The 17389-nt window shown below is 64.6% G+C and carries 16 protein-coding genes; 9 read left to right on the plus strand and 7 right to left on the minus strand.

Features of this window, described 5'->3' with window-relative positions; all coding sequences use genetic code 11:
• Nucleotides 1-40: 40 nt before the first annotated feature.
• Genes NKJ64_RS19510 through NKJ64_RS19530 form a run of 5 tightly spaced genes read left to right on the plus strand, consistent with a single transcriptional unit; the run spans nt 41 to nt 5253 of the window.
• Nucleotides 41-1822, plus strand: coding sequence for a bifunctional alpha/beta hydrolase/class I SAM-dependent methyltransferase (locus NKJ64_RS19510; protein WP_502902879.1), 1782 nt, complete (start codon nt 41-43; stop codon nt 1820-1822).
• A 4-nt stretch (nt 1823-1826) separates the two neighbouring features.
• Nucleotides 1827-3167, plus strand: coding sequence for a phosphatase PAP2/dual specificity phosphatase family protein (locus NKJ64_RS19515; protein WP_023695494.1), 1341 nt, complete (start codon nt 1827-1829; stop codon nt 3165-3167).
• A gap of 10 nt (nt 3168-3177) precedes the next feature.
• Entirely contained in the window at nt 3178-3612 is a 435-nt protein-coding gene (locus NKJ64_RS19520) for a hypothetical protein (protein ID WP_023688985.1), read from the plus strand.
• Between the two features lie 3 nt (nt 3613-3615).
• A complete protein-coding gene (locus tag NKJ64_RS19525) occupies nt 3616-4284 on the plus strand; it encodes a lysophospholipid acyltransferase family protein (RefSeq protein ID WP_023672504.1) in 669 nt (222 codons plus the stop codon).
• 39 nt (nt 4285-4323) lie between these two features.
• Entirely contained in the window at nt 4324-5253 is a 930-nt protein-coding gene (locus NKJ64_RS19530; RefSeq protein WP_031201228.1) for a phosphatidate cytidylyltransferase, read from the plus strand.
• Between the two features lie 10 nt (nt 5254-5263).
• On the opposite strand, the gene NKJ64_RS19535 is transcribed toward NKJ64_RS19530, so the two are convergent.
• The 6 genes from NKJ64_RS19535 to NKJ64_RS19560 all read right to left on the minus strand — a co-directional run bounded on the left by NKJ64_RS19535 (nt 5264) and on the right by NKJ64_RS19560 (nt 12157).
• Nucleotides 5264-6871 (minus strand): FGGY-family carbohydrate kinase, encoded by a 1608-nt coding sequence (locus NKJ64_RS19535; RefSeq protein WP_352463172.1) that lies wholly within the window; start codon nt 6869-6871, stop codon nt 5264-5266.
• A gap of 119 nt (nt 6872-6990) precedes the next feature.
• Nucleotides 6991-7719 (minus strand): SDR family oxidoreductase, encoded by a 729-nt coding sequence (locus tag NKJ64_RS19540; RefSeq protein WP_023688988.1) that lies wholly within the window; start codon nt 7717-7719, stop codon nt 6991-6993.
• Between the two features lie 27 nt (nt 7720-7746).
• On the minus strand, nt 7747-9006 hold the full coding sequence (locus NKJ64_RS19545; protein ID WP_023688989.1) for a sugar ABC transporter permease: 1260 nt from the start codon (nt 9004-9006) through the stop codon (nt 7747-7749).
• Nucleotides 9003-9827 carry an ATP-binding cassette domain-containing protein gene (locus NKJ64_RS19550; protein ID WP_023688990.1) on the minus strand — a complete coding sequence of 275 codons (825 nt, stop codon included), beginning with the start codon at nt 9825-9827 and terminating at the stop codon, nt 9003-9005. Before NKJ64_RS19550 ends, NKJ64_RS19545 begins: the two co-directional genes overlap by 4 nt.
• Before the next feature lie 151 nt (nt 9828-9978).
• The gene (locus tag NKJ64_RS19555) at nt 9979-11043 is read right to left on the minus strand and encodes an ABC transporter substrate-binding protein (RefSeq protein WP_023672498.1); all 1065 of its coding nucleotides are present in this window, start codon (nt 11041-11043) and stop codon (nt 9979-9981) included.
• Between the two features lie 229 nt (nt 11044-11272).
• Entirely contained in the window at nt 11273-12157 is an 885-nt protein-coding gene (locus NKJ64_RS19560) for an AraC family transcriptional regulator (RefSeq protein WP_023702911.1), read from the minus strand.
• 309 nt (nt 12158-12466) lie between these two features.
• On the opposite strand from NKJ64_RS19560, the gene NKJ64_RS19565 reads away from it, so the two are divergent.
• From NKJ64_RS19565 to NKJ64_RS19580, 4 genes are all read left to right on the plus strand, one after another.
• Nucleotides 12467-13528, plus strand: coding sequence for a maleylacetate reductase (locus NKJ64_RS19565; RefSeq protein WP_352463173.1), 1062 nt, complete (start codon nt 12467-12469; stop codon nt 13526-13528).
• 233 nt (nt 13529-13761) lie between these two features.
• Nucleotides 13762-14643: a metal ABC transporter solute-binding protein, Zn/Mn family gene (locus NKJ64_RS19570; protein WP_352463174.1), complete on the plus strand. Its 882-nt coding sequence runs from the start codon at nt 13762-13764 to the stop codon at nt 14641-14643.
• Nucleotides 14644-14669: 26 nt separating this feature from the next.
• A complete protein-coding gene (locus tag NKJ64_RS19575; RefSeq protein WP_023754637.1) occupies nt 14670-15464 on the plus strand; it encodes a metal ABC transporter ATP-binding protein in 795 nt (264 codons plus the stop codon).
• Nucleotides 15448-16275 carry a metal ABC transporter permease gene (locus tag NKJ64_RS19580; RefSeq protein ID WP_198022198.1) on the plus strand — a complete coding sequence of 276 codons (828 nt, stop codon included), beginning with the start codon at nt 15448-15450 and terminating at the stop codon, nt 16273-16275. The genes NKJ64_RS19575 and NKJ64_RS19580 overlap by 17 nt, the downstream gene beginning before the upstream one ends.
• 741 nt (nt 16276-17016) lie before the next feature.
• Here NKJ64_RS19580 and NKJ64_RS19585 read toward each other — a convergent pair.
• The gene (locus NKJ64_RS19585) at nt 17017-17370 is read right to left on the minus strand and encodes a cupin domain-containing protein (RefSeq protein WP_023688994.1); all 354 of its coding nucleotides are present in this window, start codon (nt 17368-17370) and stop codon (nt 17017-17019) included.
• Nucleotides 17371-17389 lie beyond the last annotated feature (19 nt).

A 17389-nucleotide genomic window follows, 5' to 3' on the forward strand; every position in this document is an offset into this window, starting at 1 on the left:
GCCAAAGCGTCAGGCGCCCGACCGCCAGAGGGAAACCATGATCCACCAGACCATTGCAGCCGGAGCACCGGCAAGCCTCGAGCGCATCGCGCTGGAGCGCACGTTCAAGAGCCATGACGGCACCGAGATCTTCTACCGCTACTGGCCGGCCGCCGGGGCGACGCCAAAGGGTGCGATCCTTCTGTTCCATCGCGGCCACGAGCATGGCGGCCGCATGGCGCATCTGGTCGACGAACTCGCCATGCCCGACCATGCCTTCTACGCCTGGGACGTGCGCGGCAATGGCCGCTCGGCCGGCGAGCGCGGCTATGCGCCATCCTTTGCCGCCCTGGTTCGTGACATCGACTGCCTGGTGCGTGAGATCGGCCGGGATGGTTTTGGCCAGCGCGACATCGCGCTGATCGCGCAGTCGTTCGGCGCCGTGCTGGCTGCTGCCTGGGTGCATGACTATGCGCCCGACATCCGCGCGCTGGTGGTGGCTTCACCGGCCTTTTCGGTCAAGCTCTACGTGCCCTTCGCCAAAGAGGGCATTGCGCTGTGGCAGAAGCTCAAGGGCCGCTTCTTCGTCAATTCCTACGTCAAGGCGAAGTTCCTGACGCATGATGCCGAGCGCATCGCTTCCTTCGACGCCGATCCGCTGATCACGCGACCGATCGCCTCCAACATCCTGGTCGAGCTTTACGACCACGCTGCCCGCATCGTCTCGGACGCGCGCGCCATCACCGTGCCGACGCAGCTCTTGATCTCCGGCAGCGATTGGGTGGTGCGGCATGGACCGCAGCACGAGTTCTTCGTCAATCTCGGCAGCAGCGCCAAGGAGCGGCATGTGCTGCCCGGCTTCTTCCACGACACGCTGGGCGAGCGCGATCGCAAGCAGGCGCTGGACCTGATCCGGCCATTCCTCGAAAAGCAATTTGCCACGCCGGAGAAAACCATCGACTTGCTTCAGGCCGACCGCGCCGGCTACACCCGCGACGAGGCCGAGAGGCTGGCCTCGCCGCTGGCGCTGCTGTCGCCAAAGGGTATCTACTGGGCGATAAGCCGCGCCTCGATCGGCATCGGCGCCTGGCTGTCTTCGGGCATGAAGATTGGCATCGCCACCGGCTTCGATTCCGGCTCGACGCTCGACTATGTCTACGAGAACGACGCGCGCGGCATCGGCTTCATCGGCCGCATGATCGACCGCACCTTCCTCGACGCCATCGGCTGGCGCGGCATCCGCCAGCGCAAGCTGCATCTGGAAGAGCTGATCGGCAACGCCGCCGCCAGCCTGAAGGCAGCCGGCCGTCCCGTCCACATGCTCGACATCGCCGCCGGTCACGGCCGCTATGTGCTCGATGCCGTCGCCAAATGCACTGAACCACCAGCAAGCGTGCGGCTGCAGGATTATTCCGAGCTCAATGTCGGGTTGGGTTCGAAGCTGATCGCCGAGCGGCGTCTGCCGACCAGCGTCAGCTTCCACCAGGCCGACGCCTTCGATGCCGACATGCTGGCCGGGCAAAAGCCGGCGCCGGACCTCGCCATCGTCTCCGGGCTTTACGAATTGTTCGCCGACAACACGATGATTTCCCGCTCGCTCGGCGGGCTGGCCAGCGCCATGCAGTCCGGCAGCCTGCTCGTCTACACCAACCAGCCATGGCATCCGCAGCTGGAGATGATCGCGCGCAGCCTGACCTCGCATCGCGGCGGCCAGGCCTGGGTGATGCGGCGGCGCACGCAGGGCGAGATGGACCAGTTGGTGACGGCTGCCGGTTTCGAAAAGATCGACCAGCGCATCGACCAATGGGGCATCTTCACCGTCTCGGTCGCACGGCGCGTCTGAGACCATGGCCCTGCCTGTCACTGACCCTGCCCCGGCGCGGGAACCCTATTTGGGCATCGTGCTGAGGGCCGCCCTTTGGCTGGCGCTGCTGGCGCCGTTCTTCTATTCGACCTATGGCTTTGCCAACTGGCTGGCGTCGCGGCGCGACCATGTCGGCAGCATCATGTTTGCCTGGGAACACGCCATCCCTTTCGTCGCCTGGACGATCGTGCCCTATTGGTCGATCAATCTGTTCTACGGCCTATCGCTGCTGCTCAACACGACCAGGCGCGGTGTCAACCGGCTCGCCGGCCGTTATCTCTCGGCGCAGATCATTGCCGTCGCCTGCTTCATCGCGTTCCCGCTGACGGCGACATTCGTGCGGCCGGAAACCACCGGCCTGCCGGGTTTCCTGTTTGCAGTGCTCGGTGGTTTCGACAAGCCGTTCAACCAGGCGCCATCCCTGCACATCGCACTCCTGGTGATCATCTGGGACCATTGGCGTCACGTTCTGGCACGTCACCGTCTCGGCGGCATTCTCCGCCCGGTCTGGCACGTCTGGTGTTTTCTCATCGGCGCCTCGGTGCTGACGACCTGGCAGCATCATTTCATCGACATTCCGACCGGCGCCCTGCTCGGCCTGTTTGCGCTGTGGCTGTTTCCGTCCAAGGGCGAGCTGCCATTCTGGGGTTTTCGGTTGACCGCCGACCCAAGGGCGCGGCGGCTGGCGGGTTATTACGGGCTGGGGGCGGCCCTTGCCCTGGCCGGCGCTGCCGAGGGCGCGTTGGTCTCCGCCGATTTTCTCATCCTGTTGTGGCCGGCATTGGCGCTGGCCATCGTCGCCTTCGGCTATGCTGGGGCCGGCGCCAAAGTGTTCCAGAAGGCAGCCGATGGTAGCGTCTCACTGGCCAACCGTATCCTGCTCCTGCCCTACCGGCTTGGCGCCCGGATCAATGTGTGGGTATGGACCCGCCAACTGGCGCCGCAAGCGGAGATCACCGACGGTGTTTTCCTCGGCCGGTTTCCGAGTGCCGACGAGGCCAACCGCTTCGGCACAGTGATCGACCTTGCCGGCGAGATGGAACGGCCGCGCGGCGTGACCTGCCGCTGGATCAGCTACGCGATGCTCGACCTCGTGGCGCCGCCTCACGACAGGCTGGAGCGAGCGGTGGCGGCGATCGAGCTGGCGCGCCGGCGCGGCACCGTCCTGGTCTGCTGCGCGCTCGGCTTCCAGCGCAGTGCAGCCGTCGTCGCCGACTGGCTGGTTGTGACCGGACGCTCGCACACTGCCGCGCAGGCGCGCAGGAAACTCGCCGCATTGAGCCGGCCCGTGCATCTTCAGATCGGGCTGGAAGAACCGACATGAGTTGGCCGGCATGAGTGGCGAGAATTTTCCCGAGAACGCCGAAATATTCGCCGCCGGACTGATGGTGCAGGCGGTGTGGCCGATCCTGCTCGTGGTGGCGGCTGTGATGGCAGCGCCGGTCATCGGCCTGGTGGCCGGGCCGCAGACGACAGCGCTGTCCGCGGCGGCCTGGCTGGTCACGGCGGCGAGCGCCGTGGCCACGCTGGCTCTTTCGGCCTTGCTTTTGTTCGATGCGCTGCTGTTCCGGCTGATGGCAAGCCACGCCAGCGAGGCCGCCGGGGGTGCCGCGGTCGACGATGTGCTGGCGCGCATGCGCCTGAAATCCACCACTGCCGGCGGCCGCTCGCTCGACCATCGCATGGCAGGCACGCGCCGCCTGCTGACAAGGCAGCGCATGGCGCTCGCCATGTTTGCTGCGGCATCCCTTTTCGCAGCATTTGTTTGAGCCATGACAAAACTTCACCTGCGCGCCAACACCTTCACCTTGCTGCAGACGGTGACGTCGGTCGGCCTGTCGGCGGCGGCCTGGGTGGTAACCGGCGTCAGACCAATCTGGAACGGCAGCCAGCCGTCGGAGCGGCAGCGCATCTACTTCGCCAACCATGCCAGCCATGGTGATTTCATCCTGCTGTCGGCTTGTCTGAGCGAGAAGGTGCGCGCCCGCACCCATGCGATCGCGGCGGCCGAATATTGGGGCAAGTCGCGGCTGCGCCGCTTCATCGCGCAGGACATGCTGTCGTCCGTGCTCATCCACCGGCAGTGGACCGACGAAACGCAACACCCGATCTCGATCATGCTGTCGGTGCTCGACGACGGCCACTCGCTGATCCTGTTTCCCGAAGGCACTCGCAACACGACGGAGGCGGATCTGCTGCCGTTCCGCTCCGGCCTCTACAATCTGTCGATGGCGCGGCCGGATGTCGAACTCATCCCGTGCTGGATCGAGAACATGTCGCGCGTGCTGCCCAAGGGCCAGTTCCTACCGGTGCCGCTTTTGTGCCGCGTCGTCTTTGGTCCGCCGGTGGCGATCGCGCCCGGCGAAGAACGCCGCACCTTCCTCGAGCGCGCGCGCCAGACGCTGCTGTCGCTCAACCCGCGTCCCGATCGGGACCACTAGCATGACCAGGCAAAGAGACTTCGTATGACACTGCCGCCAATGCATGAAACCGTCATCCTGCTGGCCGGCCTGATCTGCGTGCTCACCATGGCGAGCATCGTTGCCGGTATCCTCTCATGGCGGGCGCCGAAGCCGCTGCCCTCGACGCTCGTCAACTTGAACCAGCGCATCAACGCCTGGTGGGTGATGGTGCTGGCGATCACCGTCGCCTTCTTCTTCGGCCGCACCGGCATGACCATCCTGTTTGCGCTGATCTCGTTTGCCGCGCTGCGCGAGTTCGTGACGCTGACGCACAGCCGGCGCAGCGACCACTGGGTGCTGCTCGGCATGTTCGGCATCATCATTCCCTTCCAGTACTGGCTGGTGTGGACCGCCTGGTACGGGCTGTTCACCATCTTCATCCCCGTCTACTGCTTCCTCTTGATGCCGGCGATCACCGCGCTCAACGGCGACACCGAGCGCTTCCTCGAGCGCGTGTCCGCGCAGCAATGGGCGGTCATGATCTCGGTCTACTGCGTCAGCCATGTGCCGGCGCTGCTGACGCTCAACGTGCCCGGTTTCGAGGGCCGCAACCTCCTGCTCATCGCCTTCCTGATCATCACCGTGCAAGGCAGCGACGTGCTGCAATACATTTTCGGCAAGCTGTTCGGCCGGCATTTTTTGTCGCCGTCCGTTTCGCCATCAAAGACTTGGGAAGGGCTGATCGGCGGGCTGGTGTCATCGAGCCTGCTCGGCGCGCTGCTGTCGTTCCTGACGCCGTTCTCGCCGCTCGCGGCGGCAGGCGTCGCCTTCATCGCCTGCCTGATGGGGTTCCTCGGCGGGCTGGTGGCGTCGGCGATCAAGCGCGACCAGGGCGTCAAGGACTGGGGTCACCTGATCGAGGGTCACGGCGGCATGATGGACCGCGCCGACAGCCTGGTCTTCGCCGCACCGGTGTTCTTCCACATCGTCCGCTATTTCTGGACGTGAGCTAAGCCGTTCAATCGCGGATGGCGCGGCCTGCCTGCTGCAGCAATTCGAAGGCGGCGAAGCGCTTGTCGTGCCAGGGCACGAGGTCGCCACCGGCCGGGCGATAGATGTCGCCGATGCGCGACATGCCGGTCATCGCCGCGATCACATCGGGAAATTTTTGCGCCACCACCGCAGCCAATATGGCTGAGCCGAGCAGCACCGGTTCGGGCGAGGTCGAACCGGCGACGGTCAGGCCTGTGGTGTCGGCCAAAAGCTGACGTACCAGCTCGCTTTGCGCCGCACCGCCGCTGACGACGATAGTGTCGATGGCAATGCCTTTTTTGGCCATCGCCGCCAGGATCTGGCGAACGCCGTAGCCGATGCCCAGCAGGCCGGCGACATAGAGCGCGACCAGACTGTCGAGGGACGTGTCCATGCCAAGCCCGGCGATCAGGGCCTTGGACTCGGGATCGGCGAAGGGCGAGCGGTTGCCGAGGAATTCCGGCACGACATGCAGTCCATCGGCCAGGTGCGCTACTGCGGACAGGTCGGCGGACTGTTTCGCCGCCTGCTGACCAAGCCAAGCGGTCAGGCCGAGACCTTCCGCCTTGGCTTTTGCGGATGCCTCAGCCGTGGCCGGATGGAAAGCGACGAGGTGGTCGATTGCAGCACCCGCCGCCGATTGCCCGCCTTCATTGAGCCAAAGCCCCGGCACCATCGAGGAAAAATACGGACCCCAGACGCCGGGCACGAAGGCCGGCTCGCTGGTGCTGGCCATGGTGCAGGCCGAAGTGCCGAACACATAGGCCATGCGCGACTGCAAGGTGCCGACGGAGCCCTGCCCGCCAACCGTGCCGACTCCCCCGGCATGGGCATCGATCAGTCCGGCAGCAACCGGCGTTCCCGGCAGCAGGCCGAGATCGGCCGCGGCGGCCTCAGTCAGGCCTTGGGCAAGTGCCGTGCCGCCTTCGACGATTTCGGTGCCGATGCGGGCAAAGCCTTCATCGGCGAGCGCGCCGAGGCCGACGGCACGGAAATAGGCGTCGTCCCAGCGCCGCTCATGACCGAGATAGGTCCATTTGCAGGTCAGCGTGCAGATCGAGCGCGCCAGGCTGCCGGTTGAGCGCCAGGTCAGATAGTCCGTCAGGTCGAAGAAATGCTCGGCCGCATCGAAGGTGGCGGGCAGGTTCTCGCGCAGCCACAGCAGCTTCGGCGTTTCCATTTCCGGCGAGATGGTGCCGCCGACATAGTCGAGCACGGCGTGCTTGCCGGCATTGATGCGCTGCGCCTGGTCGAGCGCGCGGTGATCCATCCAGACGATGATGTTGCGCTGGCTGTCGCCGGAACTGCCGGCCGGCAACGGCGCGCCATCCTGGCCGACCACGACCAGCGAACAGGTGGCGTCGAAGCCAATGCCGGCAATGTCGCGCCCGGCAAGCCCCGACTCCGTCACCGCCTCGCGCACGCTGGCGCAAACCGCGCGCCAGATGTCCTCGCTCGACTGTTCGGCGATTTCGCCGGGCTCGATGAACAGAGCGATGTCGCGCTTCGCCGAGGCAAGCATGGTGCCCTTGCTGTCGAACACCCCCGCCCTGGCACTGCCAGTGCCGACGTCGATGCCGAGGAAGTGGGACATGGGAAACCTCAGAAGTTAGGCAGTAGGCAGTAGGCGAGATGGTCGGCAGTGAATGGTCAGTTGCAAGAGCCTCTCCCCATTCCCTGCTGCCTAACGCCTAAGGCCTAACGCCTACTGCCTCACAAATCATTGCTCTGCGGCAGGATCACCAGATCCCTGATGGTGACGTTCCTTGGCCGCGTCAGCATGAACAGCACGGCTTCGGCGACCTCGACCGGCTGAATCAGGCCGCCCTTGGCCAGTTCATCCTCGAGCTTGTCCTTCGGCCAATCGCTGATCAGCGCTGTCACCACCGGCCCCGGCTGCACCGCGCCGACGCGCAGGCCGTGCGGGGCGACCTGGCGGCGCACCGTATGGACGAAGGCCTGCACGGCGTGTTTCGACGCTGTGTAGATCGGCTCCCAGACCACGGGCACCAGTCCGGCGATCGAAGACGTGACGATGATGTCGCCGGTCTTGCGTTCGACCATATGCGGCAGCACGGCGTGGATGGAACGAAAGACCGCATTGATGTTGAGGTTCAGCATGCGGTCCCAGGCATCCGGGTCGCCTTCGAGCACCGGGCCGCCGACATAGGCGCCGGCATTGGCGTGGAAGATATCGAGCTGGCCTGCCTTGTCCAGGATTTGCGGCATCATCGTCGCGACGCTGGCCGGCTTCATCAGATCGATCACCAGCGGGATCGCGTTGGGACCGAGTTCGGTGCAGACGCTTTTCAGCGCGTCTTCGGCGCGATCGACGAGCACAACGCGAACGCCGGCGGCAATCAGCGCTCTCGCGCATTCCAGGCCTATGCCCGACGCGGCGCCGGTGATCGCCGCGACTTTTCCACTCAAATCCTGAGCCATTCTTCTATCCTCGTATTCTCTGTTGGTTCAGGCTCGGCCGTGGGAAACCCGCGAGCGGCGTGCCAGGGAGTCGACGATGACCGCAATTGCCAGAACGGCGCCGGTGATCATGTAGCGAAGCGACGATGACAGATCGAGCAAGGTCAGCCCGCTGGCGATCGACTGGATGACGATGATGCCGAGCAGCGCGGAATAGGCGCTGCCACGGCCGCCAAACAGGCTGGTGCCGCCTATGACCGCCGCCGCAATGGCGTTGAGGTTGACGTCGCCGGTGCCGGCCTGCTGGCTGGCGGAGGCCAGCCGCGCCGCCGACAGGACGCCGCCGAGGGCGGCAAACATCGAGCACATGACGAAGGCGCTGAGGTAGATCGAGCGCACCTTGATGCCGGCCCGGCGCGCCGCTTCGCGGTTGCCGCCGACGGCGGTCATCGAGCGGCCCCATTGGGTGCGGGTCAGCGCATAGTTCATCGCCACCACCAGGCCGACGAACAGGCCGAACATCCACGGTATGCCGCGCGCCTGGTTGAGATAACCGACGATCAGTTCTAGCAGGATGGTCAGGGCGGCGACGCGCACGATGAGGCCGCCGACAGACGGCGCCGACAAATTGACGGCCCGGCGGCGGCTGACGGTGCGCAGGCCGGTGATCAGCATGACGATGCCGGGCAATGCCGCCAGTGCATAGGACAGCCAGTCCGGCATGACCAGCAACTGGCCGAAATTCACCAGGTTCGAGCCATAGGGCAGATTGATCGAGCCGGTGGAGCCCAGAATATACAGCTGCAGGCCCAGCACGGCGAGCAAGCCGGCCAGCGTCGAGACGAAACTCGGCATGCCGAGCCGGTTGAACAGCAAGGCATAGAGCGCGCCGATGAAACCGCCGACGGCAATCGCGGCGAGGATGGCGAGCGCCACCGGCCAGCCCTGGTTGACCCACAGCGTGCCCACCATGGCCGAGGCAAAGCCGCTGATCGAGCCGACCGACAGGTCGATCTCGCCGACCATCAGCACGAAGACTATGCCGAGCGCGATGACGCCGACGGTCGAGCAGTCGAACAACAGATTAACGAGGTTGCTTGACGAAACGAACACCGGGTTGAGCGCGGTGAACACGCTCCAGATGATGACCAGGCCGACGATGACCGGCAACGAGCCGAGGTCGCCGGAGCGGACGCGGTCGAAGAAGGCGCTGATGGCGCCACCGACGCCGGCCTGGTGCTTGACGCGGACGTCGCTGCGGTCGAGCGCCGTCGACGAAGAGGTGTCCTGCTTGGGCTCCGCGCTCATGGCCGCTGCTCCTGGTTGTGCGCTTGTTCGGCGGCCTTGCGCCGTTCGGCGCGGCGCGACACTGCATTGTTGGCGGCGCCGGTGATGGCGCTGACCAGTTCCTGGTTCGAGGCGTCGGGTTCGAAGACGCCGTTGTTGCGGCCGAGCCTGAGCACGACGATGCGGTCGGCGACGGCGCGCACGTCCTCCATATTGTGACTGATCATCAGCACGCCGAGCCCACGCTCGCGCACCCGGTCGATGAGGTTCAGCACTTCCGCCGTCTGGGCGACGCCAAGAGCGGCGGTCGGCTCGTCGAGCAGGATGACCTTGGGGTCGAGCAGCAGCGAGCGGGCGATCGCCACGGTCTGGCGCTGGCCGCCGGACAGCGAGGCGACCGCCTCGCGGACGCTTGGAATACGCGCCGACAATTCGTTGAGCAGCGTCCAGGCGCGAATTTCCATCGCCACCTCGTCCAGCCGCAGCGGGTTGATCTCCTTGCCTAGAAAGATGTTGGCGACGACGTCGAGGTTTTCGCACAGTGCGAGATCCTGGAAGACGGTGGCGATGCCGAGCGTCAGCGCGGCGCTCGGGTCGGGCATCGTCACTTGCCTGCCGCGGAAATTGATGGTGCCCGAGCTCGGCTGGTGGACGCCGGCCAGAATCTTGACCAGCGTCGACTTGCCGGCGCCATTGTCGCCGACCAGCGCCACCACCTCGCCGGCATGGACATCGAGATCGATATCGGTGAGCGCCGAAACGGCGCCGAAATTCTTCGAGATGCCGCGCAGGCTGAGCACCAGCTCGCCTGCCGAAACCGGTCCGTCAGAGATGTCAGACATGGTGGCAAACCTTTCCGGATGGGCGGTCAAGAGTGACTGCGAACTTCCGGCCGCCGCAAGGGCGGCCGGAAAGCAGGATCAGGATTCTAGGTCATCCTTTTATGCATGTCTTATCCCAAAACCGCTGCGCGATTTTGGGCGACCTGCATTGTCACTTTGTGATGCCGAGCTTCTTGCAGCCTTCGGCATAGCGGTCGACGCAGAGCTCTTCGGCGGTGTTGATCTTCTTGTCGATGATCTCGGCCTTGAGGTTTTCCTGCGTCACCACCGCCGGCGTGAACAGCTGCGATGGGGTGTCGTAAAGGGTCATTTCGGCCTTCGGCGTCTCGCCCGACAGAAGCTGGACGGCGACGTTGGCGGCAGCCGCCGCAACGATCTCGCTCGGCTTGGAGATGGTGTTGTACTGATCGCCGGCGATGATCAGCTGCAGTGCGGCGATCGTCGCGTCGTTGCCGGTCACCGGCGGCACCGGATCGACACCGGCGGCCTTGAAGGCGGCGATGGCGCCACCACCGGTGCCGTCATTGGCCGCAACGACTCCGACGATCTGCGTGGAGAAGCGGGTGATCTGGCCGCTTGCCCATTGCTGCGCCTTCGGCGGCGCCCATTCCGGCGTGTCGTATTCGGCAAGGATCTTGTAGCCGCTGTTGTCGAGGCTGGAATGGATGCCCTTCTTGATCAGCCCGGCGGCCGCGTCGGTCGGCGATCCGTTGATCTGCAGCAGGCCGCCGCTGGCGGGGTCGACCTTCAGCGCCTTGAGGTGTTCGACGAGCGAGTCGGCAATGGCCTTGCCGATGCCTTCATTGTTGAACGAGACGTAGAAGTCGGCAGGTGCAGTCGGGATCGGGCGATCATAGGCGATGACCTTGACGCCCTGGCTCTGCGCCAGCTTGACCAGCGAGGCGGCGGCGGTCGAGTCGACAGGGTCGAGCACGATCGCCTTGGCGCCTTGCGAGATCACCGAGTTGAACTGCTGCTGCTGGCGCGAGGCGTCGGCATCGGCGTTCTGGTAGATCACCTTGCAGCCGGGGCAGAGTTTTTTCATCTCGGCGACGAAGCCGGGATAGTCGTGCTGCTCGTAGCGCGTCGAGGCTTGGTCGGGCATCAAGAAGGCGACCGTGGCGTCGGTAACCGGGGCAGCAAAGGCAGCGGTGCCGCCAAGAAGAGAAAGAGTGAGCGCGATGGCTCCCGTCGATTTCCAGGCAAATCTGGTCATTTCGATAGCTCCGTTTCAAGGAATGGTTTCATGAAGCCCTGGACACCATATGGCACCGGGCCTTGACTGCAGTCGGGCTGTTGCGAGGAACAACGGAGCACTTGATCCGTGCTGCGCATCCTCTAGATATCTCTGGATTTCGGGACAAGCGATCTCCAGCACGGAGCGCCTCCAACGCACCCCGCGTTCTTACCTCAGTAAATGTCTAGGCTCCTCCCGGTCCTCCCTGTTAGGCGGCAATCTCCGCGCTGACGTTTTCCGCCAGCAGGGCCCTGAAGCGCGAAGGCGACATGCCTTTCTGGGTCAGGAACTGGCGGTTGAAATTCGAGATGTTGTTGTAGCCGGCGGCATAGCAGATCTCGGTGATCGGCATGTCGGCCTCGCTCATCAGCAACTGGCAGGCAAGGTTGATGCGCAGCCGGTTGACATACTGCACCAGCGCCATGCCGGTATGGCGGCGGAAGCTGCGCGAAAACGCGCTCGGGCTGCGGCCGGCGATCGCCGCCAGATCGCTTTCGCTGAACGGCTCGGTCAGGTTGGCGTTGATATAGGCAAGCGCCTTGTTGACGCCGGCCGACATGAAGCCTGAGGGATCCGGCAGATAGCTGGCGCTGGTGAGCGTCCGCACATCGGCGGCGCGGCTCAGAATATCGATCAGTTCCATGAACAAAGCGATGCGGCGAACGCCTTGCGCTTCGACCAGTTCGGCCAGCACAGGTGCGGCGAGCTTGGCGGTAGCGGTGGAGAACAGCGCGCCGCGGCGGCTGAGCTCGAGAATGTTTTCACAACCGGCAAGTTCCGGCAACGCGGCGGTGGCGTCGGCAATGAACTCTTGCGAGAACTGCACGACGCGGCCGCGCAGCGGCACGCTGGCGCCTGCCGGCACGTCGCTGACCCAGTTGTGCGGCAGGTTCGGGCCGGTGAGCACGAGGTTGCCGGGCTCGAACTCGCCGATGAAGTCACCGACGAAATAATGGCCCGTGGTGGCGACGACGTGATGGATTTCGTATTCGGGGTGGAAGTGCCAGCGCACCGTGTGGAAGGGGTAGCCGTGGGCCCAGGCCTTGAACGACTCGCCGCGTCTGATCTGGACGACTTCCAAGTCCGGATTCATGTCAGTTCCTCCCGGCGCCGGTCCGGTCATGCGACCAGTTGCAGTGCCATCTCCCGCAGGCCGCGTTTGCCGCTCTCTGCAGTGATCGAAGCTTAGGCGGCAATTCATGCAGCCGCCACCACGGTGTGTCCACCTCACTGATACTTTTTTGACGTTTTTGTGGTCAAGGCGATACGTTTGCGAGTACGCGGGAGAGATCAGGGCCCGCTTGCGAGACGGTGACGACGCAAACGATGTCGTCGGCAGCGAGAGCTGGCCGCTCGATTTCGGCTCCGTCACAGTGATAATATGCAAAGGGAGCGGATCGGCATGACAAGGACGTTCACCTACTCCGGCAGCCCTGCGCATATTGTCTTCGGCAATGGCGCGTCGTCCGAGGTGGGCACCTGGATCGAAAAACTCGGCTGCAATCGCGCGCTGGTGCTGTCGACGCCGCATCGGGCTGCCGACGGCGAGGCGCTTGCCGAATCCCTCGGCGCGCTGGCGGCCGGCACCTTTTCGGGCGCCGCCATGCACACGCCGGTCGAGGTAACCCAAACGGCAATGGCCAAGGCGACCGAGGTCAACGCTGACTGCGTTGTCGCGCTTGGCGGCGGCTCGACCACCGGTCTCGGCAAGGCGATCGCCTGGCGCACCGACCTGCCGCAGATCGTCATCCCGACCACCTATGCCGGCTCGGAGGTGACGCCGATCCTCGGTCAGACCGAGAACGGCGAAAAAACCACAATGCGTGACGCAAGGATCCTGCCGGAAGTGGTGATCTACGATCCAGAGCTGACCGTCGGCCTGCCGATAGCGATGAGCGTCGCGTCAGGACTCAACGCCATGGCGCACTCGGCCGAAGCGCTTTACGCGCAGGATCGCAATCCGATTTCCACCCTGATGGCGAAAGAAGGATTGCGCGCCATGAAGACTGCGCTGCCGGTGTTGACCAAGGAGCCTGGAAACATCGATGCACGCGGCGATGCGCTTTACGGCGCCTGGCTGTGCGGTACGGTGCTCGGCGCCGTCGGCATGGCGCTGCATCACAAGATCTGTCACACGCTCGGCGGCTCTTTCGACATGCCGCATGCCGAGACGCATGCGGTGATGTTGCCGCACACGATCGGCTTCAACGCCGCCGCGGTGCCCGACTTGTTGAAGCCGGTCGCCGACTTGTTTGGCAGCAGCGCCGGTAGCGGTCTCCAGGATTTCGCCAAGGCGGTCGGCGCGCCCCTTACATTGAAAGAACTCGGCCTCATGCAGGCCGATCTCGACCGCGCCGCTGAGATTGCGACCAGGAACCCATACTGGAATCCGCGGCCTTTCGACCGCGCCGCAATCCGCGCCCTGTTGCAGGACGCGTGGGAGGGAAGGCGTCCGCAAAACTGACTGCAACAAGCAAGGAACTTACCCGCCGCGAATTCATCAGGAAGACCGCCATGAGTGGCTCCGCCTGATCGGCGCAGGCCGCTCACGCTTTTGTGCGCGTGAAAAACTGCGCGGCTCGAAAAGCCCATTGACATCAACCGTATTTTCGAAGCAAACGTTATATTGTTACTGTTATACAGTTACACAGCCCGCCTCTCCGGCGACATACCTTTCAGACTGCAAGGAGACCACGGATGCGTCGCATTCCCTTTCTCGCCGCGCTGCTCGTCGCGGTGCCGCTTTTGACCGGCACGGCTGCCCGCGCCGAAGACAAGCTGACCATCGTGGCGGCCGAGAATTTCTATGGCGACCTTGCCCGCCAGATCGGCGGCAGCAACGTCGCCGTCACCAGCATCCTGGCCAATCCCGATGACGATCCGCATCTGTTCGAGACCAGCCCGTCGACGGCGCGCACCATCGCCGACGCCAAGATCGTCATCTACAACGGCGCCGACTACGATCCGTGGATGGACAAGCTGCTGTCGGCCTCGACAGCCAAGGATCGCACGACCATCGTCGCCGCCGACCTGATCGGCAAGAAGTCGGGCGACAACCCGCATCTGTGGTACGACCCGGCGACGCTGCCGGCCATCGCCAAGGCGCTGAGCGCCGATCTTGCCAAACGCGATCCGGCCAATGCAGCGCATTACGAGGCCAATCTCAAGGCATTCCAGACCTCGCTCGAGGCCATTGACAAGGAAATCGCCGACGTCAAGAACACCTATGGCGGCACCGAGGTGACGGCTACCGAGCCGGTCTTCGGCTACATGGCGGAAGCGCTCGGCCTGAAAATGCTGAACTACGATTTCCAGGTGGCTTTGATGAACGATGCGGAGCCGAGCGCCACGCAGGTGGCGGCGTTCGAAAACAGCCTGAAGGACGGCTCGGCCAAGATCTTGTTCTACAATTCGCAGGTGACCGACGAGGCAACGACAAGGCTGCTCGACATCGCCAGGCAGAATAAGGTCACTGTCATCGACGTCACCGAGACGGAACCGGCGGGCCAGACGATCCAGACCTGGTTCCGCGGCCAGATCGACGCGGTCCAGAAGGCGCTCGCCGCCCGCACACAATGAACGTGACTGCGAATGAATGTGACTAAATGAACGCAATCGAATTCGACAGGGTCACGCTGACCTATGGGGGACGCCGGGTTTTATCCGACGTCTCCTTTTCTCTACCGCAAGGCGCCTTTGTCGGCCTGCTCGGCGCCAATGGCGCCGGCAAGACGACGATGCTGCGCGCCATTCTCGGCCTGATCAAACCGGCCGGCGGCGCCATTTCGGTGCTTGGCAAATCGCCGACGCGCGGCAACGCCGACATCGGCTATATGCCGCAGGCGCGGCGCGCGCTTGGCGATGTCGGCGTCAGCGGCCTCGACTTCGTGCTGAGTGCCGCCGGCGGGCATCGCTGGGGCTGGCCCGTCGCATCGGCTGCCGAGAAGGAGGCGGCGTGGAAGGCTCTTGAAGAGGTGGGCGCCGGCGACCTTGCGCGGCGGCCGCTGGGCGAGCTTTCCGGTGGCGAGCGCCAGCGCATCCTGATCGCGCAATCCTTGATCGGCAATCCGCAACTGCTGCTGCTAGACGAGCCGCTGATCAGCCTCGATGCAGGCCATCAGCGCGCGATCATCGACCTGGTGCATCAGATCGGCGAGCGGCTCGGCATTGCCGTGCTGTTCTGCTCGCACGAGATCAACCCGCTGCTGCGCGCCGTCGACCGCGTGCTCTATCTCGGCAACCGCAAGGCGGCGATCGGCTCCGTCGACGAGGTCATCAGCGGTCCGGTGCTGTCGAAACTCTATGGCACGCATATCAATGTGGTGCGCGTCGCCGGCCGCATCTTCGTCATGGCCGACGATGTCGAACTGGAGAGCGGGGCGCATGTCCACGATCTTTGACTATGAATTCATGCGCAACGCCTTCTATGCCTGCACCATCGTCGGCATCGTTTCGGGCGCGGTCGGCTATTTCCTCGTGCTTCGGGGCCAGACCTTCGCCGGTCATGCGCTCTCCCATGTCGGCTTTCCGGGCGCCACCGGCGCCGGCCTGATCGGGCTGTCGCCGTTTCTCGGCCTCACCGTGTTTACCGTCGCCGCCGGCATCGGCATCGGCCTGCTCGGCGAACGCGCGCATCGCGACGTCGCCATCGGCATCGTTTTGACGCTGTCGCTCGGCCTGGGCTTGCTGTTCCTGCATTTCTACACCGCCTTCGCCTCGCAGGCGACCAACGTGCTGTTCGGCAATGTGCTGGGCATCAGCCAGCGCACCGTTATCGTGCTTGCGGTGCTGGCGGTGGCGATCCTTGTCGCGCTTTTGCTGATCGCGCGGCCGCTGCTGTTCGCCAGCCTGCAGCCGGAACTCGCCGAAGCGCGCGGCGTGCCCCTCACTCTTGTCTCGACCCTGTTCATGGTGCTGGTCGCCGTCGCCACGTCCGAGGCGGTGCAGATCGTCGGCGTGCTGCTCGTCTTCGCGCTGATGGTGGCGCCTGCAGCCACCGCGCTCAGGCTTACCAGCGGCGTCGGAGCCGGCGTGCTGACGTCCATCGCGCTTGCCGTGATCATCGCCTGGATCAGCTTGACGCTAGCCTTCCTGACCGACTGGCCGACGAGCTTCTGGATCACGGCGCTGGGCGCGGCGGCCTATGTCGTCAGCGGCATGGTCCGGCGCCCGTCGGTCCGAGAGACTCAGAGCGCCGACGCCGGCCCCTGAGGCTTGCCCTCCGGCAGGTCGATCGGGCCGGCTGGGGTGCAAAACTGACGTGAGGGAAATACACCCAAAAAAAGTCAGGTCTACAATCCGGCTCCTGAAACGTTTCAGCCGCGAAAGACAAATTCATCCAATCGCCTAGATCGCGACCTCTGTCGCGCCAAAGGTCCGCTCCGGAGCGGCCGGAACACCCGGAAAACCGCCATTTCAAGCGCATTTTGCAGCGGCGAATGGCTTGCGCGAGGCCGGCTGGAAAGCTGGTCGGGAGGCGCAAAAGGGACCTCCCGCGGCCATTGCGGGCGGCGTTGACAGACCGCGGTGCTGCATGCGTATAGCAAGCCATGGGTCACGCCATGGCCGTGGCGGTTGAGACGGGGCTGGGGGGTTTCGTAACAACAGCATTGACGGCCCGGCGCCGGACGGGCGGCATGCACTCTCGAAGTGCGCCGCTCGCTCTTGGCTGACGCGCCGGCGACCCGGCAGCAGTCCTGGCCTGCGTTCTCTCGACCAGGCTCCGCAGAACGCCATCGTCTCAGCTTTTCGATCCGCATCGGTTCGAAGCGAACGAGGTGACGCCCTCTTAACCGATATTCGCTTCGCTACGTCCCCCTCCCCTGCTGGGCGAGGGGGACGCTGGCGATGAACCGCGCCGGCCGAGGTGTATCGGCACCGATCAGGCAAGCCTGACGACGTCGATCAAGCAAGCCTGACGACGAGCCGATCAGGCGACCCTGGCGACGTCGATCAAGCAAGCTTGACGACGAAGTGCTTGGTTACCGGCTCGAGGATCTGCCAGGTGCCCTTGAAATCGGCTTCGACCACGAACGCATCGCCCGGACCGACCTCGACAGGCGTGCCGCCATCGGGCGTGATGATGATGCGGCCGGCGATCATGTGCACGAACTCATAGTCGGTGTAGGTGGCGTGATAAGTGCCGGGCGAGGCCCGCCAGGTGCCCGACAGCACCTTGCCGTCGGCGGTGGTGTGCTGCACGGCGGTCTGCATGGTCGGCCGGCCCGCGACAACGATCCAGCCCGGTAAGTCGCCGCCCTCGGCATGCTCGACAGCGCCGAATTTGAAAATGGTGGTGTTGGTCATGGGAGGCTCCGTTTGAATT

The sequence above is a fragment of the Mesorhizobium sp. M0062 genome (assembly GCF_040323125.1).
Taxonomy (GTDB): Bacteria; Pseudomonadota; Alphaproteobacteria; order Rhizobiales; family Rhizobiaceae; genus Mesorhizobium.

What these genes read in the sequence shown, in the direction of transcription:
- NKJ64_RS19555 (WP_023672498.1), bottom strand. Translation starts at nt 11,043, where the DNA reads ATGACCAGATTTGCCTGGAAATCGACGGGAGCCATCGCGCTCACTCTT.
- NKJ64_RS19530 (WP_031201228.1), top strand. Translation starts at nt 4,324, where the DNA reads ATGCATGAAACCGTCATCCTGCTGGCCGGCCTGATCTGCGTGCTCACC.
- NKJ64_RS19550 (WP_023688990.1), bottom strand. Translation starts at nt 9,827, where the DNA reads ATGTCTGACATCTCTGACGGACCGGTTTCGGCAGGCGAGCTGGTGCTC.
- NKJ64_RS19580 (WP_198022198.1), top strand. Translation starts at nt 15,448, where the DNA reads ATGTCCACGATCTTTGACTATGAATTCATGCGCAACGCCTTCTATGCC.
- NKJ64_RS19565 (WP_352463173.1), top strand. Translation starts at nt 12,467, where the DNA reads ATGACAAGGACGTTCACCTACTCCGGCAGCCCTGCGCATATTGTCTTC.
- NKJ64_RS19525 (WP_023672504.1), top strand. Translation starts at nt 3,616, where the DNA reads ATGACAAAACTTCACCTGCGCGCCAACACCTTCACCTTGCTGCAGACG.
- NKJ64_RS19560 (WP_023702911.1), bottom strand. Translation starts at nt 12,157, where the DNA reads ATGAATCCGGACTTGGAAGTCGTCCAGATCAGACGCGGCGAGTCGTTC.
- NKJ64_RS19585 (WP_023688994.1), bottom strand. Translation starts at nt 17,370, where the DNA reads ATGACCAACACCACCATTTTCAAATTCGGCGCTGTCGAGCATGCCGAG.
- NKJ64_RS19515 (WP_023695494.1), top strand. Translation starts at nt 1,827, where the DNA reads ATGGCCCTGCCTGTCACTGACCCTGCCCCGGCGCGGGAACCCTATTTG.
- NKJ64_RS19535 (WP_352463172.1), bottom strand. Translation starts at nt 6,871, where the DNA reads ATGTCCCACTTCCTCGGCATCGACGTCGGCACTGGCAGTGCCAGGGCG.
- NKJ64_RS19570 (WP_352463174.1), top strand. Translation starts at nt 13,762, where the DNA reads ATGCGTCGCATTCCCTTTCTCGCCGCGCTGCTCGTCGCGGTGCCGCTT.
- NKJ64_RS19575 (WP_023754637.1), top strand. Translation starts at nt 14,670, where the DNA reads ATGAACGCAATCGAATTCGACAGGGTCACGCTGACCTATGGGGGACGC.
- NKJ64_RS19520 (WP_023688985.1), top strand. Translation starts at nt 3,178, where the DNA reads ATGAGTGGCGAGAATTTTCCCGAGAACGCCGAAATATTCGCCGCCGGA.
- NKJ64_RS19540 (WP_023688988.1), bottom strand. Translation starts at nt 7,719, where the DNA reads ATGGCTCAGGATTTGAGTGGAAAAGTCGCGGCGATCACCGGCGCCGCG.
- NKJ64_RS19545 (WP_023688989.1), bottom strand. Translation starts at nt 9,006, where the DNA reads ATGAGCGCGGAGCCCAAGCAGGACACCTCTTCGTCGACGGCGCTCGAC.